Source organism: Vibrio sp. OY15, from assembly GCF_000742455.1.
Lineage (GTDB): Bacteria > Pseudomonadota > Gammaproteobacteria > Enterobacterales > Vibrionaceae > Vibrio > Vibrio alginolyticus.
The window spans coordinates 206766-233095 of the sequence record NZ_JPIL01000001.1 but is presented as its reverse complement, the minus strand read 5'-3'; the positions used below and the strand labels follow the sequence as shown (position 1 = coordinate 233095).

At 44.5% G+C, this 26330-nt stretch carries 27 protein-coding genes; 13 read left to right on the top strand and 14 right to left on the bottom strand.

Annotated elements, in window-relative coordinates:
* Position 1: 1 nt before the first annotated feature.
* The 4 genes from IJ23_RS01035 to pspA all read right to left on the bottom strand — a co-directional run bounded on the left by IJ23_RS01035 (position 2) and on the right by pspA (position 2496).
* The gene (locus tag IJ23_RS01035; protein ID WP_005378114.1) at positions 2 to 1033 is read right to left on the bottom strand and encodes an efflux RND transporter periplasmic adaptor subunit; all 1032 of its coding nucleotides are present in this window, start codon (positions 1031 to 1033) and stop codon (positions 2 to 4) included.
* A gap of 161 nt (positions 1034 to 1194) precedes the next feature.
* Positions 1195 to 1584 (bottom strand): envelope stress response membrane protein PspC, encoded by a 390-nt coding sequence (gene pspC / locus IJ23_RS01030; protein WP_033905102.1) that lies wholly within the window; start codon positions 1582 to 1584, stop codon positions 1195 to 1197.
* A complete protein-coding gene (gene pspB, locus IJ23_RS01025) occupies positions 1577 to 1810 on the bottom strand; it encodes an envelope stress response membrane protein PspB (protein WP_005378117.1) in 234 nt (77 codons plus the stop codon). Before pspB ends, pspC begins: the two co-directional genes overlap by 8 nt.
* 14 nt (positions 1811 to 1824) lie before the next feature.
* Complete coding sequence (gene pspA, locus IJ23_RS01020; RefSeq protein WP_005378119.1) at positions 1825 to 2496, bottom strand: phage shock protein PspA; 672 nt, start codon at positions 2494 to 2496, stop codon at positions 1825 to 1827.
* Between the two features lie 232 nt (positions 2497 to 2728).
* On the opposite strand from pspA, the gene pspF reads away from it, so the two are divergent.
* From pspF to IJ23_RS00990, 6 genes are all read left to right on the top strand, one after another.
* Positions 2729 to 3736 carry a phage shock protein operon transcriptional activator gene (gene pspF, locus IJ23_RS01015; RefSeq protein ID WP_017820869.1) on the top strand — a complete coding sequence of 336 codons (1008 nt, stop codon included), beginning with the start codon at positions 2729 to 2731 and terminating at the stop codon, positions 3734 to 3736.
* A gap of 205 nt (positions 3737 to 3941) precedes the next feature.
* Complete coding sequence (sapA, locus tag IJ23_RS01010) at positions 3942 to 5561, top strand: ABC transporter substrate-binding protein SapA (protein WP_033905101.1); 1620 nt, start codon at positions 3942 to 3944, stop codon at positions 5559 to 5561.
* The gene (locus IJ23_RS01005) at positions 5561 to 6523 is read left to right on the top strand and encodes an ABC transporter permease (RefSeq protein WP_005378122.1); all 963 of its coding nucleotides are present in this window, start codon (positions 5561 to 5563) and stop codon (positions 6521 to 6523) included. The genes sapA and IJ23_RS01005 overlap by 1 nt, the downstream gene beginning before the upstream one ends.
* On the top strand, positions 6510 to 7397 hold the full coding sequence (locus IJ23_RS01000) for an ABC transporter permease subunit (RefSeq protein ID WP_005378123.1): 888 nt from the start codon (positions 6510 to 6512) through the stop codon (positions 7395 to 7397). Before IJ23_RS01005 ends, IJ23_RS01000 begins: the two co-directional genes overlap by 14 nt.
* Positions 7397 to 8392: a peptide ABC transporter ATP-binding protein gene (locus IJ23_RS00995; protein ID WP_005378126.1), complete on the top strand. Its 996-nt coding sequence runs from the start codon at positions 7397 to 7399 to the stop codon at positions 8390 to 8392. Before IJ23_RS01000 ends, IJ23_RS00995 begins: the two co-directional genes overlap by 1 nt.
* Entirely contained in the window at positions 8389 to 9180 is a 792-nt protein-coding gene (locus IJ23_RS00990; protein ID WP_005393308.1) for a peptide ABC transporter ATP-binding protein, read from the top strand. The genes IJ23_RS00995 and IJ23_RS00990 overlap by 4 nt, the downstream gene beginning before the upstream one ends.
* Before the next feature lie 82 nt (positions 9181 to 9262).
* Here the strand turns inward: IJ23_RS00990 and IJ23_RS00985 are convergent, their stop codons facing one another.
* Entirely contained in the window at positions 9263 to 9652 is a 390-nt protein-coding gene (locus IJ23_RS00985) for a DUF2750 domain-containing protein (protein WP_005378129.1), read from the bottom strand.
* Between the two features lie 68 nt (positions 9653 to 9720).
* A complete protein-coding gene (locus IJ23_RS00980) occupies positions 9721 to 10626 on the bottom strand; it encodes a manganese-dependent inorganic pyrophosphatase (RefSeq protein WP_017634678.1) in 906 nt (301 codons plus the stop codon).
* A 186-nt stretch (positions 10627 to 10812) separates the two neighbouring features.
* On the opposite strand from IJ23_RS00980, the gene IJ23_RS00975 reads away from it, so the two are divergent.
* Positions 10813 to 12027, top strand: a complete 1215-nt coding sequence (locus IJ23_RS00975) for a putative manganese transporter (RefSeq protein ID WP_005378133.1) — start codon at positions 10813 to 10815, stop codon at positions 12025 to 12027.
* A gap of 77 nt (positions 12028 to 12104) precedes the next feature.
* On the opposite strand, the gene IJ23_RS00970 is transcribed toward IJ23_RS00975, so the two are convergent.
* From IJ23_RS00970 to torE, 4 genes are all read right to left on the bottom strand, one after another.
* A complete protein-coding gene (locus tag IJ23_RS00970; protein ID WP_033905100.1) occupies positions 12105 to 13844 on the bottom strand; it encodes a glycoside hydrolase family 36 protein in 1740 nt (579 codons plus the stop codon).
* Positions 13845 to 14042: 198 nt separating this feature from the next.
* On the bottom strand, positions 14043 to 16505 hold the full coding sequence (gene torA / locus IJ23_RS00965) for a trimethylamine-N-oxide reductase TorA (RefSeq protein ID WP_005378138.1): 2463 nt from the start codon (positions 16503 to 16505) through the stop codon (positions 14043 to 14045).
* Positions 16506 to 16531: 26 nt separating this feature from the next.
* Positions 16532 to 17716 (bottom strand): pentaheme c-type cytochrome TorC, encoded by a 1185-nt coding sequence (gene torC, locus IJ23_RS00960; protein ID WP_033905099.1) that lies wholly within the window; start codon positions 17714 to 17716, stop codon positions 16532 to 16534.
* Between the two features lie 50 nt (positions 17717 to 17766).
* Positions 17767 to 17946, bottom strand: coding sequence for a trimethylamine N-oxide reductase system protein TorE (gene torE / locus IJ23_RS23795; protein ID WP_005378141.1), 180 nt, complete (start codon positions 17944 to 17946; stop codon positions 17767 to 17769).
* A 462-nt stretch (positions 17947 to 18408) separates the two neighbouring features.
* Between torE and IJ23_RS00950 the strand changes: the two genes are divergently transcribed.
* Positions 18409 to 19221, top strand: coding sequence for an ABC transporter permease (locus IJ23_RS00950; protein WP_033905097.1), 813 nt, complete (start codon positions 18409 to 18411; stop codon positions 19219 to 19221).
* A 366-nt stretch (positions 19222 to 19587) separates the two neighbouring features.
* Positions 19588 to 19713 (top strand): hypothetical protein, encoded by a 126-nt coding sequence (locus IJ23_RS25680; RefSeq protein WP_254903806.1) that lies wholly within the window; start codon positions 19588 to 19590, stop codon positions 19711 to 19713.
* A gap of 85 nt (positions 19714 to 19798) precedes the next feature.
* Here the strand turns inward: IJ23_RS25680 and focA are convergent, their stop codons facing one another.
* Positions 19799 to 20659, bottom strand: a complete 861-nt coding sequence (gene focA, locus IJ23_RS00945) for a formate transporter FocA (protein WP_033905096.1) — start codon at positions 20657 to 20659, stop codon at positions 19799 to 19801.
* 299 nt (positions 20660 to 20958) lie between these two features.
* Between focA and IJ23_RS00940 the strand changes: the two genes are divergently transcribed.
* Positions 20959 to 21192: a TIGR02647 family protein gene (locus IJ23_RS00940; RefSeq protein ID WP_005378148.1), complete on the top strand. Its 234-nt coding sequence runs from the start codon at positions 20959 to 20961 to the stop codon at positions 21190 to 21192.
* A 43-nt stretch (positions 21193 to 21235) separates the two neighbouring features.
* Here IJ23_RS00940 and IJ23_RS00935 read toward each other — a convergent pair whose 3' ends face one another.
* A complete protein-coding gene (locus IJ23_RS00935) occupies positions 21236 to 21682 on the bottom strand; it encodes a PACE efflux transporter (protein ID WP_005378150.1) in 447 nt (148 codons plus the stop codon).
* 89 nt (positions 21683 to 21771) lie between these two features.
* On the opposite strand from IJ23_RS00935, the gene IJ23_RS00930 reads away from it, so the two are divergent.
* From IJ23_RS00930 to IJ23_RS00920, 3 genes are read left to right on the top strand one after another with little or no spacing between them, the layout of a single operon-like run.
* Positions 21772 to 22650, top strand: coding sequence for a LysR family transcriptional regulator (locus tag IJ23_RS00930; protein WP_005378151.1), 879 nt, complete (start codon positions 21772 to 21774; stop codon positions 22648 to 22650).
* An 18-nt stretch (positions 22651 to 22668) separates the two neighbouring features.
* The gene (locus tag IJ23_RS00925) at positions 22669 to 23496 is read left to right on the top strand and encodes an NAD-dependent epimerase/dehydratase family protein (protein WP_017634682.1); all 828 of its coding nucleotides are present in this window, start codon (positions 22669 to 22671) and stop codon (positions 23494 to 23496) included.
* Complete coding sequence (locus tag IJ23_RS00920) at positions 23493 to 24131, top strand: YdcF family protein (protein ID WP_017821723.1); 639 nt, start codon at positions 23493 to 23495, stop codon at positions 24129 to 24131. The genes IJ23_RS00925 and IJ23_RS00920 overlap by 4 nt, the downstream gene beginning before the upstream one ends.
* A 60-nt stretch (positions 24132 to 24191) precedes the next feature.
* On the opposite strand, the gene IJ23_RS00915 is transcribed toward IJ23_RS00920, so the two are convergent.
* Entirely contained in the window at positions 24192 to 24770 is a 579-nt protein-coding gene (locus tag IJ23_RS00915; RefSeq protein WP_005378154.1) for a thymidine kinase, read from the bottom strand.
* A gap of 87 nt (positions 24771 to 24857) precedes the next feature.
* Positions 24858 to 26240, bottom strand: coding sequence for a cysteine--tRNA ligase (gene cysS, locus IJ23_RS00910; protein ID WP_033905095.1), 1383 nt, complete (start codon positions 26238 to 26240; stop codon positions 24858 to 24860).
* Between the last annotated feature and the right edge of the window lie 90 nt (positions 26241 to 26330).

The window sequence follows — 26330 nt, the reverse complement described above, 5'->3', positions numbered from 1 at the left end:
ATTACAACCCTCTTTCCTTAATCCACGCTCTTACCTTAATTCCGGGTTCAATTACACTGACACCCGAGATAATGATTTGGTCGCCATCGTTAAGCCCGGCTAACACTTGATTTTTGTCATTCATCTCAATTGCGGCTTTGGATACAATGCCTTGCTCATCGACACGCCAAACGTATGTTTTGCCGTTTTCTTCTAGCAACGCGGAGTTAGGAATCTTTGTCGCTCCTGCACTTTTGGACAGGAGGTAAGCATTGCCAGACATTCCCGGCAAAAGGCCAATTTCTGCTGGCCGCTCCATGACCATCGTGACTTTGTAACTGCCCGTTTTAGGGTCGGCTTCTGTATCGATTTCCTGAAAGGTTAAGTCAAAGGCTCGCTCGGGGAACGCATCAAATATCATTCTGGCAGAGACATCGCTCCCCTGCGTGTAACGATTTAGAAGATAGTCTGGGATTTGGAATATCACTTTGAGGAGTTGGTTGGACTGAATATTCATCACCCCTTCTTTCGCGGCAACATATTCATGGTTTTCTGCTGGAATGTACGAAATAGTTCCATCATATGGCGCGACAAGTTTGGTATACCTTAAGTTTGCCTTTGCTTGATTCCATTGAGCTTTTGCCGAGTTGTGGTTCGCTTTTGCCTCATCAAAATCTTGCTCAGATACTACTTGGTCTTTACGTAGCTTTTGGTATCGCTTGTATTGCACATCTGCGAGCAAAAAATTTGCCCGAGCTTGCTGTTCGAGCAGAGAATATTCATCTGGGTTTAATGACGCCAAAACATCACCTTTACTGACGACTTGACCTTCATTCACTTCTATCGTTTGAAGAAGCCCAGGAACTCGAAATGTCAGTACTGCTCTATCGCCAGCTTCCGTCGTGGCAGGAAAATGTCGCTCAAACTGGGCATTGCCAACAGATACTGTAAATAGCTTCGCAGGGCGCGATTCAGGTTCAGGAACAGGAGGAAGTTCTTTACCGCACCCCGACAAGACAGCCGAGATGGCAATAGGAATGAGCAATTTTCTCATTACATTCATCCATAAAAATTGGGGGATTATTTTTAAAGTAGATGAATTTTGAACGAACTTCCAGAGCAGAAAAGATTAATAGTGCTTTAAAATTAGTAATTTGTGATAAAAAAGCAGGCTTTATGCCTGCTTCAGTTAAATCTTCTTTGGATACAAAATGCCTAAAGCTTACTGAATTCTCTGTTCACCCTATATGTATCAGACGTAACATAAGCTTCCATGTTACGAATTTTGCCATCAAGACGGTCAAAATCCCTTTCCAACACACTGAGCAGTTGATCAGGGCTTTGCCCTTTCTGCCAAGGCTTACTTTTGAGCGTATGCTCTTGCTGCGCTCTGATATTTTCAGAATACGTTACTGGTTGCTTTTCTAACATCAACGCCATCGCGACGTACGCTAACAATACCAAAAACGTACCACCTAACAGCGCTGCAGAAATCACTACAATACGAATCAACCAAACTTCTGCACCAAAGTAGTTGGCAATACCGGCGCAAACACCGGAGATTTTGCCATTTACTGGATCACGATACAGTTCTCGATTATTCATACTTGCGTCTCCATGTTGGTGACTCAGCATCCAAGATGCGCTCCAATGTATCAACTCGGGACTGCATCGCTTCTGCTTTTTCAGATAGTACCTGAAGGCGCTCTAAATCCTGGCTCGACAGTGCACTATCTGTTTTGCGTTTGCTGCGATAGTGTAAGAAGAGCCATAGTGGAGCGACAAAGATTAAAAAGACAATCACTGGTCCTGCTATAAAAAATGCCGACATAAATGGCTCCTTTCTTATTTATCTTTCGATGACATCTGTTCTTTCAGTTTTGCCAACTCTTTTTCAATTTCGTCTTGTGCCTGCAACTCTGCAAACTCTTGTTCTAGCGATTTAGCATTACCGGTTTGAGCATACAGGTCTGCTTCCGCTTCCATTTCATCCACTTTACGTGAGTATTGCTCGAATTTCGCCATCGCTTCATTAGTACGGCTAGTGTGCAGGTGTTTTTGCACATCACGACGGTTAGATGCAGTTTGGTTACGAATTGCTAGTGCTTGCTGTTTTGCGCGCGTTTCAGCAATTTTGCTTTCCAACTTACCAATCTCGCCAGTAAGCTTATCGATCGTTTCTTCCACTAAGGTTTGCTCAGTGTGGAGGCCTTTAATCACTTGCTCTAGCTTTTGCTTTTCAATTAACGCTGCACGAGCTAGATCTTCACGCTCTTTAACTAATGCTAAGCTCGCTTTTTGGCCCCATTCGCCAATTTGCTCTTCTAACGTTTCAACCTTACGAGCCAACTCTTTCTTGTCTGCAATCGCTTTAGCCGAGTTAGTACGCACTTCAACAAGTGTGTCTTCCATTTCTTGAATGATAAGACGGATCATTTTTTCAGGATCTTCCGCCTTGTCCAGTAATGCACTGATGTTTGAGTTAACGATATCTGCAAATCGAGAAAAAATACCCATAACGGAACTCCTCTTTTTTCCTATTAAAACTCGACAAGGTGGTGATTAACCTTGTGTCTCCCTGAATATATAACAAGTAACGTGCCAACTTATAATTTTCTTTTAAATCAGAGTGTTATTCATTTTGTTGTCGTTACACACTATTGTGCTATGATGTTTTTCACCAACTGTTGGTGAAATTTACCAACTCTATCTCTAAATCATGGCTCGGCTGTTAAATAAGAAGGACTTTATGAAGCAAAACCTGATTGGTGAATCACCTGCTTTTCTCGCTGTACTAGATAAAGTATCACAACTTGCACCCATTGAGCGCCCTGTCCTCATCATTGGTGAACGAGGTACGGGTAAAGAACTCATCGCTCAGCGTTTGCATTATTTATCAAGACGTTGGGATAAACCACTACTATCACTCAACTGTGCGACATTAAGCGAAGGGCTAATAGATTCCGAATTGTTTGGACATGAATCCGGCTCCTTCACAGGCTCTAAAGGTAAGCATAAAGGGCGTTTCGAGCGTGCCGAGGGCGGTACTTTGTTTCTTGACGAACTGGCAACCGCACCACTTTTAGTTCAAGAAAAGCTATTACGTGTCATTGAATATGGTGAATATGAGCGAGTTGGCGGTCATACCGCTCTCAATGCGGATGTTCGACTTGTTTGTGCAACCAATGCCGACCTACCAAAATTGGCAGAGCAAGGTGATTTTCGTGCAGATCTGCTCGACAGGCTAGCCTTCGATGTCATTATGTTGCCGCCTCTTCGCGAGCGCAAAGAAGACATTCTCTCTTTAGCAGAGCACTACGCGATGAAAATGTGTCGTGAACTGCAACTGGAATACTTTGTCGGTTTTACCCCAAAAGCGCAGCAGTCGCTTATTGAATATGAATGGCCCGGTAACGTCCGCGAACTAAAAAACGTGATTGAACGTGCGATTTACCAACATGGTCTGAATGCTCACCCAATTGATGAACTGGTTTTCAATCCCTTTGAAACGGTTTGGCACAGCGCGCTTGGCCATAGTGCAAAACAAGCAGAACAACAAGAAGAGGAAGCATCAAGCAACACCATCCAATTCCCTCTAGACTATAAACAATGGCAAGAGGAACAAGATATCCATTTACTCAATCGTGCATTGGAAGAAGCCAAGTTTAATCAACGACAAGCAGCCGAGCTACTTGGCTTGAGCTATCACCAATTACGAGGGATGGTTAGAAAATATGGTTTGGTCGGACAAAGCTAACTTGACCGAGAGAACTCAATCAATACACGAGCTCGTGACTGCGCTCTAATTCGCATGCATTTATGGCATAACACCTTACAGTGTATGGATTTTATGTTTGGAGCGAGTTCACAAAGGTGATAAATTAGCGAGATCATTTTCGCTTGTTAGCTTTGAAAGAGTAAGATCAAACGAAACGAGCAAGATCCAATGAACATTTCATATTATGAATGCTTTTATAAGATTATCGCTGAGCCTTATTGGGATTAGCCTACTGACCGCTTGTGGCGATGAAATTGACCACAATGATATTCGCAAAGCTGGCTTTGTGTTTTGCGGACAAGGTAAGCCGACCACGTTTAACCCTCAGCTTATTGATAGCGGTATTACCGCAGAGGCTCTGAGCCCGCAGCTGTACGATACGCTGCTCACGCTCGATCCTAAATCACATCAGCCCGTGGCAAGCATCGCCGAGAGTTGGTCAGTAAATGAATCAGGGACGGAATACACGTTTAAGCTTAAACGTGGTGTTAAATTCCAAACCACACCTTGGTTCACACCCACTCGCCCATTGAATGCAAAAGATGTGGTATTTAGCTTCAAGCGAATCATCGATGTAGACCATCCTTTTCACCAAGTAGGTGGTGGTTTTTATCCATGGTTTGCAGGGTTAGATTTTCAAAACCTACTCCAAGACGTGGTTGCAATAGATGAGTATACGGTAAGGTTTACGTTATCTCAGCCAAACTTTTCTTTCTTGGCCAATATTGCCACCAGCCATGCGGTTATCTTGTCTGCGGAGTATGGACAGCAATTGGCAGCAAAAGATCATAAAGAAGAAATCGACCAACTTCCTATCGGTACCGGCCCTTATCAATTAAAAGAGTACCAAGTGAACGACTTGATTCGATTAGAGCGTCATTCAAATTACTGGAAGTCACCAGCAAAAATGGAACAAGTGGTGTTCGATATCTCTCACAGAGGGACGGGTACATTAGCTAAACTTTTAAGAAACGAGTGTGACGTACTCTCTTCACCTATTTCGAGCCAAATACCTGTCATTCAAGAAAATGACAACCTTGAGCTGACGGCTACACCAGCTAACAACGTTTCCTTTATTGCGATAAACACAGAAACCACCGCGCTGAGTGATGCTCGAGTTCGCCAAGCTCTTAACTTAGCGATCAACCGTCAAAATATTTTAGATTCGGTTTACTACGGAACTGGCTCCCAAGCTTATACCTTGCTACCACCTAATTCATGGGCTTATCAAAAAGACAGCGTAAAAATTCGTTATGACCGGAATTATGCATTGGCACTACTTCGAGATGCAGGCTACGAAGACGGCCTAGAATTGACCATGTGGGTACCACTTGAACCACGTGCTTTTAACCCAAGCCCTCGCAAGACCGCAGAGCTAATCCAAGCGAATTTTGCCGATATTGGGGTTAAATTAACGCTACTTACCGATGATAGGTTTGAACGTGTGGATTTGGAGAACATCAACGATATCGATTTACTTTTAACTGGTTGGATTGGTGATACCGGGGATCCTGACAACTTTTTCCGCCCTTTATTATCTTGCGAGTCTGACCGCGTTGGCCTTAACGTGTCCATGTGGTGTAACGATGACTTCGATTTCTTGCTCGATTTGGCTTTAGAAACTCAAGAACCGCGTTACCGTTTGAACCTATATCGCCAAGCACAGAACATTTTGAATCAAGAGTTCCCGGTTATTCCTCTGGCGCATGGCGTGCAGTTCCGTGTGCACGACAAATCGCTGACAGGCTTCAAATCAAGCCCTTTCAATGCCCAACCGTTTGATAGAGTTGAGAGAATTCACTGATGTTTTGGTATACCGTTCGACGCTTTAACCTATTTATCATCACTTTGATGATCCTTACATTAGTGGGTTTTTCTCTGCTGCGCCTTGACCCTCTCTCGCACTGGGCAAACGTTGATTTTTGGTCTGGCTGGCAAACTTACTTGATCAACCTTTCTCAACTCGATTTTGGCATAAGTAAAAACGGCAATGCGATTTACGACGAGCTCGCCGTTGTATTCCCAGCCACTTTGGAATTGTGTTTCTTTGCCTTTTTGGTGTCCCTTTTGATCGGCATTCCACTTGGAACCGTGGCTGGGATGAAGCAAGGTAAATGGCTCGATACCAGCATTTCATTCATGTCAATGTCTGGTTATTCCGCCCCAATCTTTTGGGTTGCTCTGTTACTTATCATGGTCTTTTCATTGGAATACCAACTCTTTCCCGTTGCGGGACGGTATGATTTACTTTACGAAATTGATCATGTAACCGGGTTTGCCATTATCGACGCATTCATGGCGAAAGGCGAATACCGCGCTCATGCACTGCAAAGCGTTATTGAGCATATGGTGCTGCCATGTTTGGTGCTCGCTTTGGCTCCAACCACCCAGGTTGTCGGACTAATGCGTTCCTCGGTAGCGGAAGTGATGAGCCAAAACTACATCCGTGCAGCGAGAATCAAAGGTCTTTCTAACCGCGAAATCGTAACTCAACATGTATTGCGGAATGCGATACCGCCTATCATTCCCAAAGTTGGTGTTCAACTTTCGAGTATGATTACCTTAGCTATCATCACGGAGTCTATTTTTAACTGGCCAGGTATTGGTCGTTGGCTTTTAGATGCGCTAGCAAGCCAAGACTATGCATCTATCCAAGCTGGCGTGATGGTACTTGCGACTTTGGTTCTTACCGCTAACATACTCTCGGATTTGATTGGCGCGATGATTAACCCTTTAGTTCGAAAGGAATGGTATGCTAACAAATAACGTTTATCAGGAAGAGCGTATTCCAACACAGTTTGAGCGTTTTTGGCGAAGCTACCGCGCCAACGGACTAGCCATGTTTGGCTTGTGGTGCTTGGTGTTTATCGTCCTTATTACCATTTTTGCCCCCCTACTTGCACCATTTGACGCCCAAGCACAGTCAGGTGAGTTGCTTGTGCCGCCATCATGGGCCCCAGCAGGAACGGTTGATTACTTTTTGGGGACCGATGACTTAGGTAGAGATATTCTTTCGCGCCTGATTATGGGCTCTCAGCTGACATTTGGCGCTGCTGTCGCCATCACCGCAATTGCTGCCGTTGTAGGCTGTTTAATTGGCGTATTGGCAGGTATGACGAAAGGCTTACTGTCGAGTACTCTCAACCACTTGCTCGATACCGTCATGTCGATCCCGTCGCTCTTATTAGCAATCATTTTTGTGGCATTTCTAGGCTTTGGTGGGTTCAATATTTTACTCGCAATCTGCTTGGCTTTGATTCCGCGTTTTATTCGCTCCGTTTATATAGCAGTCCACACCGAAGTTGAAAAAGACTACATAATGGCAGCACGCCTTGATGGCGCTAATGATTTCTACTTACTGTGGAGTTCAATTCTTCCTAACATTCTGACGGTCATTGCCGCTGAAATCACACTCGCGCTCTCTGCTGCGATTTTAGATATTACGGCACTGGGTTTTCTTGGCCTAGGCGCACAGGCACCAAGCACCGAGTGGGGAGCAATATTAGGTGACTCTGTCGAGCTTATTTATATTGCACCTTGGACAGTGACCCTACCCGGCCTGACCATCATGTTTACTGTTATTACCCTAAACTTAGTAGGTGAAGGTGTACGTCAAGCGCTTAATGCGGGGATCGAATAATGCCGTTGTTAGATATTCGACATTTGACCATTGAGATCGAAACACCTCAAGGGTTGGTCAAAGCCGTTGACCGAATGAGCCTAACTTTGAACGAAGGCGAAATTCGTGGTCTTGTAGGTGAGTCTGGTTCAGGGAAAAGCTTAGTTGCAAAAGCGATTGTCGGGGTAAGTAAAGATAACTGGCGCATCACCGCAGACCGTATGCGCCTTGGCAATATTGACTTGCTTCAGCTTACACCAAAAGAGCGTCGGCGCGTCATTGCTCGTGATATTGCGATGATTTTCCAAGAGCCTTCAACTTGTCTTGACCCTTCAGAGGAAGTCGGGCGTCAATTGATTGAATCCATTCCATCTCGCGCATTTGAAGGGAAATGGTGGGAGCGATTTAAATGGCGTAAAAAACAGGCCATCGCGCTTTTGCATAAAGTGGGTATTAAAGATCACAAGCGTTTAATGGGTAGCTACCCTTATGAACTGACTGATGGTGAGTGTCAAAAAGTCATGATTGCCATGGCGATAGCGACCAAACCAAAGTTGCTGATCGCAGATGAGCCAACCAACGACTTAGACCCGATTACTCAATCGCAAATTTTGCGTCTGTTGAGCCGCATGAACCAACTTAATAACACAACCATTTTGCTTATCGGCCACGACTTAGCGACCATAACACAGTGGGCAGGACGTATTACGGTAATGTATTGTGGTCAGTCGGTGGAGTCTGCCGATACCAGTAAAATCATTGCGGCACCCAAGCACCCGTACACCGATGCCTTGCTTAAAGCGATGCCTGACTTTAATGATTGGGTACCACACAAGCAAAAACTCCAATCCCTACCGGGCTCGATTCCGCCATTGCAGCATCTGCCTATCGGTTGTCGCCTCGGACCACGTTGCCCATATGCGCAGAAACAATGTGTAGAAATTCCACACACCAGACGAATTAAGAATCATAAATTTAACTGCCACTTTCCATTGAACACGGAGAAAAAGTCATGAGTGCGTTACTTGAAGTCGATAATTTATCGAAGCAATTTGTTACGCGCTCCCGTCTGTTCAAACGTCAGGTTAATGAGGCAGTTAAACCGGTAAGCTTTACTTTAGAGCCAGGACAAACTATTGGTTTTATTGGTCAAAACGGGTCAGGAAAATCCACACTAGCTCGTATGCTTGCTGGCGTTGTTGAACCAAGCTCCGGAGAGATCCGTGTGAATGGCGAACGATTGGAGCACAAAGATTACGCGACACGCTGCAAGCTCATCCGCATGATTTTCCAAGATCCAAACACATCGTTAAACCCACGTATCCAGATTGGTCGTATTTTAGAAGGTCCGCTAAAGCGAAATACCAACATGCCGCCAGATGCGCGCATGCAGCGTGTAAAGAACACCTTGCTCCGCGTAGGATTGCTGCCTGAGCACGCCTATTTTTATCCACAAATGCTAGCTGCCGGTCAAAAACAGCGCGTATGTTTGGCTCGTGCACTTATTCTTCAACCTTCCATCATTGTCGCTGATGAGGCGTTAAACGGTTTGGATATGGCAATGCGCTCGCAGATCATTAACTTATTCCTCGAGTTGCAAGAAGAGATGGGATTGTCATTTGTGTACGTGTCTCAGCATATTGGCATTGTTAAGCATATTACTGATAAAGTGATGGTGATGCATGAAGGTGAAGTGGTCGAGTTTGGCGAGACCAACCAAGTACTGACTCATCCCGAGCATCCTATTACTCAACGATTAGTCGAAAGCCACTTTTACAAAGCGCCAAGCCATCAAACAAAATAGCTTATCAAAGATGTAATCGTGCAAATGTAAAGAAGCCTGCTTTAACGCAGGCTTCTTTATTGCATGGGTACTAATCAAAAAACTAACGGCGGCTCGCTTGTTTGCGCAGTTCAAAATCAAACTCGTCAGGAAACAATACGACCCCTTCTTCATTTTGATTTGGGAATACAACAATCGATAGCTCGTCATCCTCTAGACCAGAGGTCCAACGGCTGTGCCACTTGTTTAGAGAGATCGCTTCTGGCTCGCAATCTTCCCAATCACCATTCGCCCATTGCAAAGCGAACTCTTCGTTTGGCCATACTGGTACACAATCATCATCTTCTGTATTTAACATGACACAGCCATGTTCGTCTTTCAGAATCCAAACCTTACGATTCGCCACAATCTCTTTTACGCAGTACTTTAAACGTTGCTCTTCGTTGTAGCGATTAATGGTATCCATCTGCTCTTGGGTCAGTTGCTCAGACATATTCGTCTCCTATTTCCCATAGAAAAATGCCCGCAGCTAGGCGGGCATTTAAAGTATATGCTAGAAAATTAAGCTAGCTCAGTTTGAAGCCAAGGCCAACCTTGCTTCTTACGACTTAGCGTGTTTTCCATCATTAACATGCCGTCTTTTTCGTGCTTAACAAGCTTCTCAGCCCACTCACCTTTGTATAGAAGACGAGTTTGAGCAGTCGTGATGTCTGTTAGCATTACAGCAGCGAACGCTAGGTTATCTTTCTCACAACGAGATTCTAGGTCTGCTTCTAGTGCTTCGATCATACCGTCAACTTGCTCAAGAGTTGCAAGTTCAACTTGCCCAACCACTACGTCACGACCGTTGAATGGGTAACCTTTAAGGTCTTTCTCAACAAGCTCAGCCGCTGATAGACCTTCGATGTTTGTTTTAGCAATTAGAAGATCTTTAGTGAACGCGTCAACATCTTGTACGTCTGCGATTGCCGCTAGTTCAGCAACGGCATCTTTGTCTTTTTGTGTACAAGTTGGAGAAGCAAAACCTACTGTGTCAGATAGAATTGCTGACATCATTAGCTTAGCAATTTGTGGAGTAATCGCGTGACCTTCAATCTTGAACATGTTGAATAGAACAGTGTTGGTACAACCAACAGGCCAGATCCATGCTTCCATTGGGTTTACTGTCATCACGTCACCTAGACGGTGGTGGTCAACAATACCCGCAATTTCAGCTTCTGCGATATCGTCTGGTGCTTGTGCTAGATCTGAGTAATCTACTAGCCAAACGGTCTCACCCGCAACTGATGTGCGAAGCTCAGGAACTTCAGCGCCAGCAACTTCTAGGATGTGCTGAGTTTCACGGTTGATTTCGCCTTGGCGAATTGGCATAGCTTCAACGCCACGCGCTTTTAGAAGTTCAGTTGCAACGAGTGCACTACAAATACTGTCACTGTCTGGGTTCTTATGACCTACAACTAGAATCATGTTTCTTCCTATTCAAGTCAATTTTATACGCCGCCTAATACAGTTAATTAGGGCGTGTTTGCTCACAAAGGCCGATACTTTACCTGATTTCAGAGAGTTTGACACGAAGAAAAGTTCACAATGCTATTGCGAATAAATCTCATTTACATATAATGATAATTATTCCTATTTGCATTTGAGTAAACGATGAACGCGACCCAATTATTACACTCTGCACAACAGTTGTTTCAGCCTACTCAGTTTCGTTTAGCTTATAAGCGATTGCTGATCCCTATCGTCATGCTCATTTTGCTAGGCAATGAAAATACACGTGACGTAGCCGTACAGACGCTATCCGACTCATTCTGGGCAGTGTCATGCTATGTTGCTGCCACATTGGCTATTTATCATTATCTTTCAAACTTTATGTCGAAAACCAATCGAATTACCGAGCTCTACCATCGCTCGCGTAATCATCAGGTTTTCTTTGCTTCTTTATTGGGTGCTTTGCCTGGCTGTGGTGGCGCTATTGTTGTGACAACGCAATTTATTAGTGGCCGAGTGGGATTTGGTGCGATTGTCGCGGTACTTACTTCAACAATGGGTGACGCTGCCTTTTTACTTCTGGCCGCCAAACCAAGTGTTGGATTAGGCGTGGTTGGATTAGGCATTATCGTGGGTACTCTTTCAGGGTTAGTCGTTAATGCTTTTCATGCTGATAACTTTCTGCGACCAGAACCAAAAGAAGCACCTCAGACACATGCTTGTTGCCAACACCAGACAGACCGACACACGCCTCTTGAACAACGTGCAATCAATCTACAAGGCGCATTTTGGAAATGGCTTATTGTGCCTGCTAGTGTCGTTGCTGTGTTAATGTCTTTCCAAATAGATATTAATCAGTTGCTATCTTTGAAAGCCAACACCATTGAATGGCTGGGCGCTATCTTCGCGGTGATCACAATGTCATTATGGGCGATGACCAAAGAACTTGGCGATTATCAGTCAACGGTCTCTGAAGATGAAAAAATCGTGGACTCACACCCGATTCAAAAAGCAGCACAAGATACGAATTTCGTCAGTGCTTGGGTGATCGTTGCTTTTCTGGCGTTTGAGCTGACAACCTATTTTTCTGGACTCGACCTTGTAGAAACCTTTTCTCATTGGGGAATTTGGATGCCATTAGCTGGCCTAGCCATTGGTATGTTGCCTGGTTGCGGACCGCAAATTTTAGTCACTAGCCTATACATTTCTGGTGCAGCGCCACTTTCTGCGCAACTGGCCAATGCGATTTCTAACGATGGTGACGCCCTATTCCCCGCCATTGCAATGGCACCGAAAGCTGCTTTGGTCGCGACTATTTATTCGTCCATTCCTGCGTTTATTGTTGGATACGGGTATTACTTTTTATTCGAGTTCTAACGCCCAGAGCATCAAAACGAGAAAGGAGCCGCAATAGGCTCCTTTCTTGATCTTGGTCTTGGGCGATTTACTTCACGTTATGCTGTAACGATCGCTTTCGCATTGAGCCCTTTATCCACGCTCACCATTAACAACTGGCAAGGTTCTTGGTTTAGCTTTTCCCCTGTCCAGTAATCATACCAGTCCACCGGTTGATCAGACGTCAGCGTAAATTCCATCGCTCCGTAACTCGCATAATTAAACAAACAATGGAGGTCATTCTTCGTCGTTAGTTTTAAAAACGCGTGATTTAAACTCAAAGCGGTAAACTTTGCAGATTGTTGGTTACGTTGTTGACGTAACATGAGCTTAGACAGTGTCTTCTTAGCAAACGGTGTAATCTCAGGGAGCGGGTCACCAGACAGCAGCAAACCACCACTCGCTAATAACACCGTGCGATGAAATTCATACTCTTCTCTGGATGCAGATTGATTAGCTAATGAAGTGAACGTGGCGCAATCCGGGTCAATTTGCCACAGTTTTCGGTGCTGCCAACTACGGTAAAAGGTTTCTTTGGCTATCTGTTCGAATCGACGACTATGACGCTCTACATCGTCAGAAACACGCATTGCATCCACAAGTCCCAGAGATGGCCACATTGGCGCGTTGCAACCTAAAAGCCACGCATCACCAGCGCCTTTAGCAATCGCTTCTATTCCTAAGCGATACGCCTCAACGCCTGTAATACCAGATTGTTTGCGAACACCTTTTAAGGTGCCCCAATAGTTCGCGTCTAGCTTGAACAACTCAACGCCCCACTCTTGTCTCATGACAGAGACTACATGCGTCAGATGGTCTTGTACTTCTGGGTTTGAGGTATCGAGTATGTACCAAGGCGTGCATCGCCAACCACCGTATGTGACATCTTCTGCTTTAAGTAAGCCACCATCCTTGTGGCGAACAAACCACTCTGGATGCTGTTTGAAGATCTCCGACTCAGGCTGTGCAATGAAAGGCGCCATCCAAATTGCCGGCTTTTTTCCTTTTGCACGGATGTTATGAATGAGCTCTTTTACGCCACCAGAAAACTTATCTGATGGGGTTAACCAATCGCCCATAAAGGCTTGATAACCATCATCCAGAAGTACCCACTCTAGGTCTTCGAGCTTATCTTGCATACAATCTACGTTCTGCATGATGTTTTGCTCTGTCACGTCTGCGTAGTACGCGTACCACGAACACCAACCAACAGGCGCATCTTGTGTCACACCTTGGCGAACAGGATGATGCTCAGCAATCATCTCGCCATAGGTTTGATAAAGCTCGGACAGTGATTGACCGCAGAGTACCGCCACGGACTCAAGTTGATTACTTTCCCAATCCGCCACTTGAGTCAACTCACCATCAATTGCGGCTGATAAAACCCAATGCCCATCACGCAGCACAACATCAAAATAGCCTGCAAAGCGATGACATGATGTGAAGCCAAATAATGTGTAGCCCGCTGAACCTTCCACCACTAAATAGTTGTAATAACGCTTAGGGGCATCTTTAGGGTAGATTCGATAAGAAGGATTATTGTCTGGGCAGCGACCAATATCAACGGGGTGATTGATCGTTCCCGCCGTTTGCGCCAACATTTGAAAACCATCCCCAATTACGTTGGCCTCGTGCTCGTACAAAAACGACATTTCGAATAACACTTCACGGTCGGTAAAGGTTTTATTGTGAAGACCAGCAAAAGAAAAATGTAATTGATTACCCTCGACTTCAACTTGGAAGTCATTGTTATTCACAGTGATCTCAGTGTGATTTGCTAATTGAATGCTCTGAGCCATAATGGGTCTACTCACTTAATTATTATTGTTTAGCTTGGCGCATTATCTCCTGCTTGTCTCACCCAATTCGTTACCATCATCACGAATACCAGTCTCGTTTAACGTTATGAAGTTACTATTGAGACAACGCTCACTGAAATTTTGATAAAAAAATACCAGCCCTGAGGCTGGTATTTCGATTTATGCAAACTGCACTAATTAAGCAACTTCGATCGGACCACCAAATGAAGTGACTGGTGGCACTTTACCTGTGAACTTCTCGAAGTCTACGATACATGTGTTCGCAGAAGTCGCCTGTGCAAGCTCAGAAGAACCGATGTCTTGCGTTAGCGTGTTAGGATCACCGTAGGTACAGATTGCGCCCTCTTTCTCGTTTAGAGGACCGTACCATGCACCTTCTTCGATACGAATAACGCCACGTGGGTAGCTGTCAGTCAAAACAGCACCAGCTAACAGCTGACCACGACCGTTGAATACACGTACCAAATCACCATCTTTGATGCCTTTTGCTTTGGCATCCGCTGGGTTGATGTAAACCGGCTCACGACCTTGTACCGCGTAAGTCGCGCGGAACTCTTCAGACTCACACATTTGAGAGTGAAGACGCTTATCTGGGTGGCAAGACTGCAACCAGAATGGGTATTTATCTGAACCAGGACCACCGTGTGAACGCTCTGATTTTTCGAACCACATTGGGTGCTCTTGACAGTGTTCGTAACCGTAACGGCCGATCTTACGAGACGTGATCTCGATGAAGCCAGACGGCGTACCTAGTGGGTTAAGCTCAGGGTCTTTACGGAAGTCCGCATGACGAACCCAAGGTTTACCTTCACCGAAGTCTAGTACGCTCTTCTCCCAGAACTCGTTGAATTCTGGCATTTCAAACTTACCTTCGTTCGCTTTTTTACAATCGTTGTAAAGGCTTTCGATCCATTCCATCTCACTCATACCACGAGTGTATTCTTCGCGGCGACCAAAACGCTGAGTGAGTTCACTCATGATTTGGAAGTCAGGCTTAGATTGGAACAATGGATCAACGAGGCGATGCATCGCAATCAGACCTTTGTTCGAGTATGAACCGTATACGTCGATGTCGTTACGTTCCCATTGCGTACACGCCGGTAGAACGATATCTGAGAAACGACATGTCGCAGTCCAAGCAAACTCGATCGTTACAACCGTTTGAAGTTTGCGGAACGCTTTCTTCATGCGGTTACGATCTTGATGGTGGTGCCATGGGTTACAACCCGAGATAACCATCATCTTGAAGTCTGGCAGTTTCACTTTACCGCCGTTGTAGTTGATCTCTTTGCCAGGTTCTAGCAGACAGTCGATCCAACGTGCAACTGGGATAGTACGACTGTAGCCGTTAAAATCGTTGTTGTCCCACTTCGGTTTCATACCTTGGTCAAGGTTACGAGGGAAACCACCAGGGCCCGCGAAACCAGTAGAAGGCACACCGATACTTGAGTAGTGGTGACCGTAAGAGATACCACCGCCAGGTAGACCGATTTGACCAACCATTGCAGCAACCACAGCCGCTGCCCAGTATGGCTGCTCACCGTGCTCTTGACGCTGGATACACCAACCCATTAGGATCTGTGTACGACCGCTGACTAGCATGCGTGCGAATTCACGGATCTTGTCCGCTTTCACGCCACAAATCGCTGCTGCCCATTCAGGCGTCTTCTCTACTTTGTCTTTTGTCTTACCTTGAACGTATTGAATGAACTCTTCAAAGCCTAGACAGTAAGTATCAATGAACTTCTTATCGTACAGGTTTTCGTTGTACAACACGTGTGCCACAGCGAGCATGAACGCTACGTCTGTCAGCGGGTTGATGTACAAGTGATCGTTCTCTAAGTAGCGCTGAGTTTTGTTCTTCACTGGGTCTACAGATAGAACGTTGATCTCACCTTTCGCCACTTTTTCTTTTAGTTGTGCAAGGTACTTAAACGACTCATGCGTTTCACAGTTCCAACCTACTTGAAGGTTTTTCACTGGGTCGTTAGCCCAAAGAACGATGTTGTCAGAGTTTTCTAGGATCTCAGACCAAGACGTACCTTGTGCGTAAACTTCGGTTGAACCTAGCACGTAAGGCATAATGGTTTGGCCTGCACCCGTCGAGTAGTCACCTACTTTCGTGATGAAGTTGCCGTGCATACCCACTGCACGTTGCATGTGCGCGGTACAGTTGTTAAATGAACCCGTTTGGTTCCAACCTGTTTGACCTGCATGCAGCGCCCATGGGCCGTAGTCTTTTTGAATACGTTCTAGTTCACGGTAGAACAAGTCTAGCGCTTCATCCCAAGTTACTCGGATGAAACGGTTGTTACCGCGAGTATCCGCGCTGTATTTGTGTTTCTTCAACCAATCTAGACGAACCATTGGGTAACGAACACGTGAAGGGCTGTAGATAATACCCTTGATGCCGTTCAACATTTCTGTTGGGTTTTTGTCTAGCTCTAGCGGCTTGATCTCTTGAACTTTACCCGCGTAGATGTGGGCGCGGAACGCGCCCCAGTGAGAACCGGTTACTTTCCAAGTACCTGTCGTCTCAACGGCATTTGCTGAGGCGGACGCCAATAAGCTAGGACCAATTACTGACGCTGCACTTGTGGTTGCTACACCTTTAAGAAAACTTCTTCGTGTAATAGCCATTTAAAATTACTCCAATCCGACGCTTATTAGTGGTGACCTTCAGCATAATCTGAAGAGTGTTTCTGTAGATACTTCAAGATCAGTGCTTCACTGTCTGTATCTAGGTTAACGAACGCCAACATACCGTCGAACATACCTGGCCAGGTGTTCGCGTCGAAGTGCGCTTCCGCAGGTTGAGTGTGACATACAGAACAATTGGTCTTGTAGGCTTCACGAGATTTTTCCCAAACAGGATTGATGTCGTTCAGCATAGACTCTTTCTTAATCCATACTTTCGCCGCTACTTTTTCCCAAGGAAGGCCTGTTAACTCATCCACTTTTTTCTCACCAGTCGTCACAATGCTGCTGTCTGTTGCTGCTTCTTTCATCAGAGACGCAGTCGCAATGTTCTTACCGAAGTCTTCTTGAATTACACGACCAAAACCTTTTGCTTTGCGCCAACCGTCAATTTCGATCTCAACAAACTCGCCTTTGTCTTCAAGAACTTTAACGGTCGATGCAGGATTAAGAAGACCAGCTTCTTTACTGCCTTGCGCATCAAAGTAAATTGGTAGGTGACGAACGCTCACGAGTTGCTGACCAACGCCGTAATCCGTGTTAGAAGTCATACCCTCTAGATCACCCACGATACCGCCAATGCTGTCCATGCCTGCTGGTAGGTTGTGCGCAATACCCTTGTGACAGTCAACACAGCTTTGATCTTTCTCAGCGGCTTGCTTCATTTGGATACGAGCCGTAGGAGACATTTGCTCGAAATCCATCGATTCGTAGTTGTGACAGTTTTTACACTCCAGAGATTTGTTTGCCGAGAAACGATCCCATTCGTGTTTAGCAAGTTCGATACGACGCTCTTCGAACACACCCGGTTCGTCGTAGTTGCCAAATACTTGTGCAAATACTTCTTTAGAAGCTTGCATCTTACGAGCGATCTTATCTGTCCAGTTATGTGGAACGTGACAATCAGGACAGGTAGCACGAACACCAGAGTGGTTTTTCCAGTGCACCGTTTCTTGTAGCTCAACGTACACGTTGTCACGCATTGTGTGACAACTAATACAGAATTCTTCTGTGTTGGTTGCTTCTAGAGCGGTGTTAAAGCCACCCCAAAAGATAACACCAGCAATAAAGCCGCCCATAGTCAGCACACCTAGGCTGATATGTACAGCTGGGCGCGTCATGGTACGCCACAGTTTAATGATTAATGATTTCATTATTTGCTCTCTTAAAATCTTTTCAAAAGTGTGGTTATGAGCTCACTGGCTTACATGCCGTGCGCGCCTGGAGGTCCAAAGAAGAAGACTTGCAACATCCAAACGATGAACCCGTAGCCGCCAACAAAGGCCACACTCAGAATTGGGAAGAGAACAACTGCAATGAAGAGGAACGACTTCCACTCCAGGGAGCGTTTTTCACCACTCTCAATTTTATTAACATCACTCATACATTTGCCTATTTTGTATCTAGTGTTATTGAAAAGCCCGCGTAACCAAGCTTAAGTTTTTTACAATCTCTAATGGAAAATGTTAGACCATACTAATAGTAGGGTTCAATCAAATAAGCGACCTCAGACCTTGTAATTCAACACTTTTTTGAGCTCATCCAGAGATATGATGGATTGATGTTATTTATTAAAAAACATGAACAGATGTGACAAAATAAGTCTTTTAAGGAGTTGTTAAATAAACAACATTTAAGAAACATCGATCACATTTAAATCGTAATTACCATGCCATAAATCGACTTAAAAACTCCGAAAAAGATAACCACTTGTAAACAGAATGCTGCGTATTAATGTCTAAAATAGCACTCAAGGTTTACTTTAAGAACAGCAAAAAGTGCACATAGTGGTTCATATAAAGGGGAGGCTTAGATACAATTATTCGCGTATTTTCAAGGAGCGATTATGGATAACGTGGTGGATATAAGCTGGGTCAAACTGGCACTGTTTGGTTTGATTTTATTGGTCCCCTTCTTTATCAATGCCCGCTACAAATTAGGGATAGCAAAAGACACGATAATCAGTGTTATCCGAATGACATTTCAGCTCATATTGATTGGCGTGTATTTAGAATATCTTTTTCAATTAAACAGTTTACTTGTCAATATACTTTGGCTTGCCATCATGCTACTGATTGGTGCCAGCTCAATTGCGGGAAAAGCTCAGTTACCTAAAAAGCCACTTATGCTTCCGCTACTAACGGGCCTTACCTGTGGTCTAATACCACTTCTGATTGCAATTACAGCAGGCCTAGTGCAACCATCCCCTATTTACAATGCGCAGTACATGATCCCACTTGCTGGTATGTTATTGGGTAACAGCTTGAGTAGTAATATCATCGCTCTTCAGAATTTGTTTACGGCTTTTGAGCAGAGACAAGCAGAATATGAGGCTGCAATCTCACTTGGAGCCTCTCCTCGCTACGCCTCCTTCCCCTTCATTCAGGAGGCTCTTAGAAAGTCCCTTGCCCCGACTTTAGCTTCTATGGCCACTACAGGGCTGGTTACCTTACCGGGTATGATGACCGGTCAAATTCTAGGTGGCGCGAGCCCGATGGTTGCGATTAAATACCAGTTAGTAATTATGCTGGCTATTTTCGTTATGTTGAGTGCCTCCGTAACCATAACGTTAGAAATGACATTGCGCTGGGTACAAACCAAAGAAGGCCGAATCAAGATAAAAATCGAGCAACCCGAATCGACCAAAACTCACGGTTAGTTGGCGCTTGTGGGTAAAGCCCGTTAAACAACTTATGTTGCCAAGTCGAACGTACTTATAACTGAATAACTCAACTATTCTTCGAGCACTCATCAAGACGCTTTCAGATGAAAAGTCAGGCAGAATTCTTTTTGATATAAGCCTCTAATTTTATGAAATTTTCTTTGCAAGTTTAGATACGCACGACCTTTGATACAGGTTATCCACAGAAAATGTGGATAAGCCCCCAAAACCCATACGCAACCAGAAACATAGCAACATAAGTGATCAATCGAATCGTCATGCATTGATCACGTGACTGACATGTTCTAATTTTAAAGTAAAGGCAGTGACCACAAACTTGGAGAGACGTACATGGATGTCTTAATGATCAAAGAAAATTACGATGAACTCCTGTCCGATGCACCTCTGGATTGGCTCGTTCAAGAACCAAAGGAAGTAACTTCTCATTGGCTCCCAACCGATTTTGGCATCAACGAAGAGTTGATTTAGCATGACTCGACTTATTTGACATTTGCAGAGACAAATAAAAAGAAAGGCGAACCATCTGGTTCGCCTTTCTTGTGATCTTCTAAACTTATCGCAAATGGTTATCTCCATCGCGTAGATAAATCATCCAATACCACATGCCAACAAATACGCCACCACCAATAATGTTTCCTATCGTAACAGGAATTAGGTTGTTTACGATGAACCCCATCATGTTTAAGTCCGCGTAGTTTGCAATATCTGCCCCTGTCATTTGCCAAAACGCTTCTGGCGCAAAGTACTTAATACCAATCGCCATAGGTACTTGGAACATGTTCGCAATACAGTGCTCAAAACCTGCCGACACGAACATAGCCACAGGCAAAATCATGACCGCTATTTTATCTGTCAATGTTCGCCCACTAAACGTCATCCAAACTGCAATACAAACTAATACGTTACACATGATGCCAAGCGCAACAGCAGCAAAGAAACCATGATGTAATTTGTGTTGGGAGATCGCCATCGCGTTAAGACCAACTTGGCCATGATCAAACATATATTGCTTGGTAACTAGCATACAGGCCACGAGCAAAATGGCCCCAACCATATTGCCAAAGTAAACCACCAACCAGTTTTTGATAAGTGCTTGCCAAGAGATTTTTCCACTCGCACGCGCAACTAGTGTCAGTACAGAGCTAGTGAAAAGCTCGCCGCCAGTAACCACCACCAAAATCAAACCAAGGCTAAATGCCAGACCACCAATGAGTCGTGTAATGCCCCAAGGCAGCTCGCCTGCGCCTGTCGTTACTGTGGTATAGAAGATGAAAGCAATACCAATATGAAGCCCCGCAGAAATGGCGAGCAGAAAAGATTTGATTGGAGCTTTCGTTGCTTTGCCTACCCCCACTTCAGCTGCGCGTTCCGCAGCTTGTGGCGGTAATAGTGAGTCAAACTGATTAAAGTTCATTCTGGTGTAACATTTAGAAACATTTAAAGAGGCGCGGATAATCGCTCTATTTCCCTATTTTTTCAAGTGCTATTTGGCGTGTTTACTAAAATCGTTGTTATTGGGAGATCAAGCAATAAATAGCGCCTATCATTCGCTACCGTAAGTATCATTGATACTTAACAAGTATTCGACCTTTCGAACAAAGATCCTGCGTTATATCAGCCTGATAGCGCCATACTTAACACTTCTTGTCGTTGAATGTTGCCCAACGCTACTTTTCAGACTAGCTTGGTAAAAAAAGCGCAAAGGAATCATTTATGAAATATTCAGCTGAACATATCGCCGAATTGAATCTACTTCTTCAGTTCGACCTAAGTAGTGCTGCAACTGGTATTAAAGTTCATACAGACGCGTCAGAAGAAATGCAGGCAGCCGTTGCTCGTCTATATGAGAAGCAACTTTGTACACAGCCTGACGGTGGTTATCTAACAGACGAAGGCATTGAAGTTGCAGAACATGCAGATAAGATTTTAAGAGTTTTGTCTGTGTAATTTGAACAAAAAACGCCACCGAACTCGGTGGCGTTTTTTAGTCCTATATTTTTCCTGTCGATGCCTGCGGCAATAATCGCTTTTTCATTTTGCTAAATGGTTGAACCTTGTCATACAACCAGTTAAAACCAGTAGCATAAAATAGGAAGAAAACGAGGAAGCCGGCTTCCAGCATCAGAGCTTGAAGAAGCGTAATTTCTAAGAACCAGGCAATCACAGGTAGAGAGATAAAGATCAATCCTCCCTCGAAACCAACAGTGTGTCCAAGCCGCATCGCTAAACTTCGCTCAGCTCGATTGCCACCAAACCACTTATCAAAGTACAAGTTGTAGATGTAGTTCCATATCACGGTATACATGCTCAACCCGACCCCAACCAACGCAAGATCACTAGAGCCCTTTCCAGTGATCAATGAAGCCGCTGGTACAATAATCGCGAGTGCGATTAACTCAAAAAGTACTGCATGAAAAATTCGTTCGTTACGAGTCATATTTCTCTGTCCAAATAGTTCTACTCAATGCTTAGAATTTTATCTATTATTTAGATAACCAAAAGTTAGATACCATCGGTTTAAGCGATATGTTTACCATCGAACAACTGCAAGCTTTTATTGCTACATCAGAAGCAGGATCATTTTCAGGAGCAGCTAGAAAACTGGGGCGAGCTCAATCTGTAGTGAGCCAGCACATCATGAATATGGAGATCGACTGTGGCGTTGAGCTTTTTGATCGATCAGGCAGGTACCCTAAATTAACTGAGAATGGCCTCGCGCTCGTACCTTATGCACAAGCAACAATCAGCCAACTCGACCGCCTAAACAATAGGGCATCGCAGCTCTTTTCCACGCCAACGAACAAATTAGTCTTAGCTATTGATGAAGGGATTCCTCTGACTCGCTTGCCGGATGTGCTAAAGAAGTTAGAGCAACGCTTTCCACACTTACAAGTTGAATGCTTAACGGCATCAAGCCCTGATATCATTGAATTGGTTAAGTCGGAACGCGCCACGACTGGGATTATTTTGAGTGATTTACAAATGCCAAGGCACATCGATTTCACCAATCTTGGCAATATTGCATTTGATGTCTATGTCTCTTCAACACATCCTTTAGCAAAGCAGCAAATCACTCACATTGATCAACTAAAACAACATCGTCAATTGGTCATACGATCCAAAAGTGCAGAGCCATGTGGTCTCAATCAAGCATTTAGCCCAGATATCTGGTACGCTGATAACTACTATATTTTGTTGGAATTGGCGAATAAAGGGTTTGGTTGGTGCTTTCTACCACAGCATTTAGTCGCGTATTCACCTAATACATTAAAAAAAGTTGGGGATGATTTCACAAAACTGGCTTGGCAAGTCAATGTTGACCTTATTCAGCACCAGAAATGGCATTCAGATCCCCTCCATCAACAAGCCAAAGCAGAACTGCTCAACCTATTCGGGCAGACATAAGTAAGTAGGAAGACCCAAATGGCAAATACATTGATCGTAGGTGCAGGCTGGCTCGGAACTCCGCTAGCAGAAACATTGATGAAAGATGGCCACTATGTTGTTGTCACTCGTCGTAGCCAAACTCGATTAAAAGAGTTACCCACCTCATTAACTCACTCCGCATTGTTCGATTTCAATCAATTGAACGCCACAGCACGGCTAGATGAGCTGCTCAAACAGCATCAAATTACGCACGTTATCGGTGCTTTTCCTCCAGGATTTCGTAAAGGACGCGGTCAAGAATATGCACAGCAATGGCAAATACTTGCCAACGCAGCTAAGCAAAACAACGTTGAAAAACTTCTCATGATCAGCTCTACAACGGTTTACCCTAACCTTGCTTCCGATATGGAAGAAGCTGACGCGTCAATCTCTTTAGCAGCCGAAAGCCCTTATTTCTCTGACAATGCACGTATTATGCTTCAAGCAGAGCAGCATGTTATCGACTCGAATATTAGCTTTGTTATTCTACGTTGTAGCGGATTAATCGGGCCAGATAGACACCCATCTCGCTTTGCAGCAAGGCTTCAACAAGTTAGTCGTAAAGCACCAGCTAATATGCTTCATCAAGATGATGCTGTCTCGGCTGCGAAATTTGCCTTAGGCAATTTAAGCAACCAAGTCATTAATGTTACGACACCTCATACTGTCAGCAAGGCTGAGTTCTACCAAGCTGCCATAAACAAAATCGGAAGTGAGATACCTCTTCCACCCGTCACAGAGCAAGCTGACAAGCGTATTCTTGCTGACAAACTACTCTCACTTGGTTATCGATTTCACTTCAATTCAACTTTGGATGCGCTATGAGACTCTATAGACATATAGAAACGCTTTGGGATTACATGCAACTTAAACATGAACTGAAGCCTGCGGACTGTTTGTTTGTGATGTGCAGTAATGATGTGCGTGTAGCGGAGCACGCTGCCAAGCTCTACCACCAAAAGTTGGCACCTTTGATTGTATTTTCAGGGGGTGAAGGTCGCTTCACAGATGGACTGTTTGAAAAAAGCGAAGCAGAAACCTTTGCCGAGATTGCAAAGTTGTCGGGCGTTCCAAGCAAAGCAATTTTGCTCGAGACTAAATCCACAAACAGCGGAGAAAACGTCCGCTTTACTGAGCAACGATTAAAAGAGGAAGGAAAACAATGTTCCTCGTTTATTCTGGTACAAAAACCGTTTATGGAGCGTAGAGCAATCGCGACATTTGAAAAACAGTGGCAGTCACCCTACACTCAGCTCCAAGTAAGCTCTGCGGCTCTTCCATTTTTTGAATACATTAATGAAGACATGCCATTAATGATGGTGCTAGAAGCACTAATGGAAGATTTCTCTCGCGTAAAAAGCTATCCAGAGAAAGGATTTCAAACCGAGCAGAACATCCCTCAGCAAGTCGAATCTTCTTACCAGGTTTTACTCGAGCGGTTTGGTTTTGACTTAGTCTAACTTTTTCTAACCGACAACAAAAAGCCACCAAGTTCGGTGGCTTTTATGTATCAATACGGCTTATTTACCGAGCGCTTCTTTGTAATGTTGGCGGCATACGGAGACATACTTATCGTTACCGCCGATCGCAACTTGATCGCCTTCTTTAATTGCCACGCCGTGTTCATCGGTACGAATAACCATATTCGCTTTGCGGCCGCAATGGCAGATTGTTTTGAGCTCAACCAGCTTGTCCGCCCAAGATAATAGATACTTACTGCCTTCAAAAAGTTCGCCTAGAAAATCGGTGCGAAGGCCGTAACACAATACTGGAATATGCAACTTATCAACGACTTCAGTAAGTTGATAAACTTGTTCTTTCGACAAGAACTGACACTCATCAACAAGAATACAGTGACGTTTTTCAACCTCATTCAGAGCTGCGATCTCCTGATACAAATTGGTATCCTGACGAAATAAATGTGCGTCAGATTGAAGACCAATACGAGAGCTCACTTTACCGACACCAAAACGATCATCTAGCGCAGCCGTAAAAATAACTGGCGTCATGCCGCGTTCTTGATAGTTGAAAGAGGATTGAAGAAGCGTTGTTGATTTACCCGCATTCATTGCTGAGTAATAGAAATACATCTGAGCCACAGAGCATTACCTAAAGTTAAAGTTTTAATTTATGGAAATGGAAAATAAAAGGGCTGAATCATCAGCCCTTTAAAAATGAAAATTCAATTACTTACGACGCCACGTTGTGCCTTCTGGACCATCTTCCAGAACAATGCCCATTTCGGTCAGCTTGTCACGAGCCATATCTGCATTCGCCCAATCTTTCGAAGCACGAGAGTCGTTACGCAGCTTGATCAGAGCTTCGATTTCAGCCACTTCATCATCGTTACCCGCATCACCTTTTAGGAAGGCTTCAGGATCTTGGTGAAGAATACCGATCACGTCAGCTAGTTCACGCATTAGCGCACCGAGTTCGCTCGCTTTCTCTAGGTTTTCTGTTTTCAGACGGTTAACTTCTCGCGCCATGTCGAACAGAACTGAGTACGCTTCTGGTGTGTTGAAGTCATCGTTCATCGCTGCAGTGAAGCGAGATACGTACTCTTCACCACCAGCAGGCGCCGCGTTTAGGTCTAAACCACGTAGAGATGTGTACAGGCGCTCAAGCGAAGCACGTGCTTGGTTTAGGTTATCTTCGCTGTAGTTTAACTGGCTACGGTAATGACCAGACATTAGGAAGTAACGCACTGTTTCAGCATCGTAGTGACCAAGAACGTCACGGATAGTAAAGAAGTTACCTAGAGATTTAGACATCTTCTCACGGTCTACCATTACCATGCCGCTGTGCATCCATGTGTTCACGTATTGTGTATCGTGTGCACAGCATGATTGTGCGATTTCATTTTCGTGGTGTGGGAACTGAAGGTCAGAACCGCCGCCGTGAATGTCGAAGTGGTTACCTAGGATTGAAGAGTTCATTGCTGAACACTCTATGTGCCAACCTGGACGACCAGGACCCCATGGTGACTCCCACGTTGGTTCACCCGGCTTAGACATCTTCCAAAGTACAAAGTCTAGAGGGCTGCGTTTTGCTGTTTCGATATCAACGCGCGCGCCAGCTTGAAGCTGATCAAGGTCTTGCTTAGAAAGCTTGCCGTATTCGTTGAACTTACCCACTTCAAACATTACGTCACCGTTATCTGCAACGTATGCAAAACCGCGCTCGATTAGCTTCTCAACCAATTCGATGATTTCAGCAATAAACTGTGTCGCACGAGGTTCAACGTCCGGACGTTTCATGTTCAGCGCATCAAAATCAGCGTGCATTTCACCAATCAAACGCTCAGTCAATGAATCGCAAGACTCACCATTTTCTGCGGCACGTTTGATGATCTTATCGTCGATATCTGTGATGTTACGTACAAACGTCAGATCATAGCCCAAGTAGCGAAGGTAACGTGATACAACGTCAAAAGAGACGAAAGTACGACCGTGACCAATGTGACAGAGATCGTAGATGGTAACTCCACAGACATACATACCGACTTTGCCAGCTGTAATTGGTTTGAATTCCTCTTTCTGTCTTGTGAGTGTGTTATATATCTTTAACATGATCTCTATCTATGATTGTGAATGAATAAAAGAAGATGAGTATATCAACTCCAACCTAGTTAGGTAATAGCAATTAACCGATAAAACGAT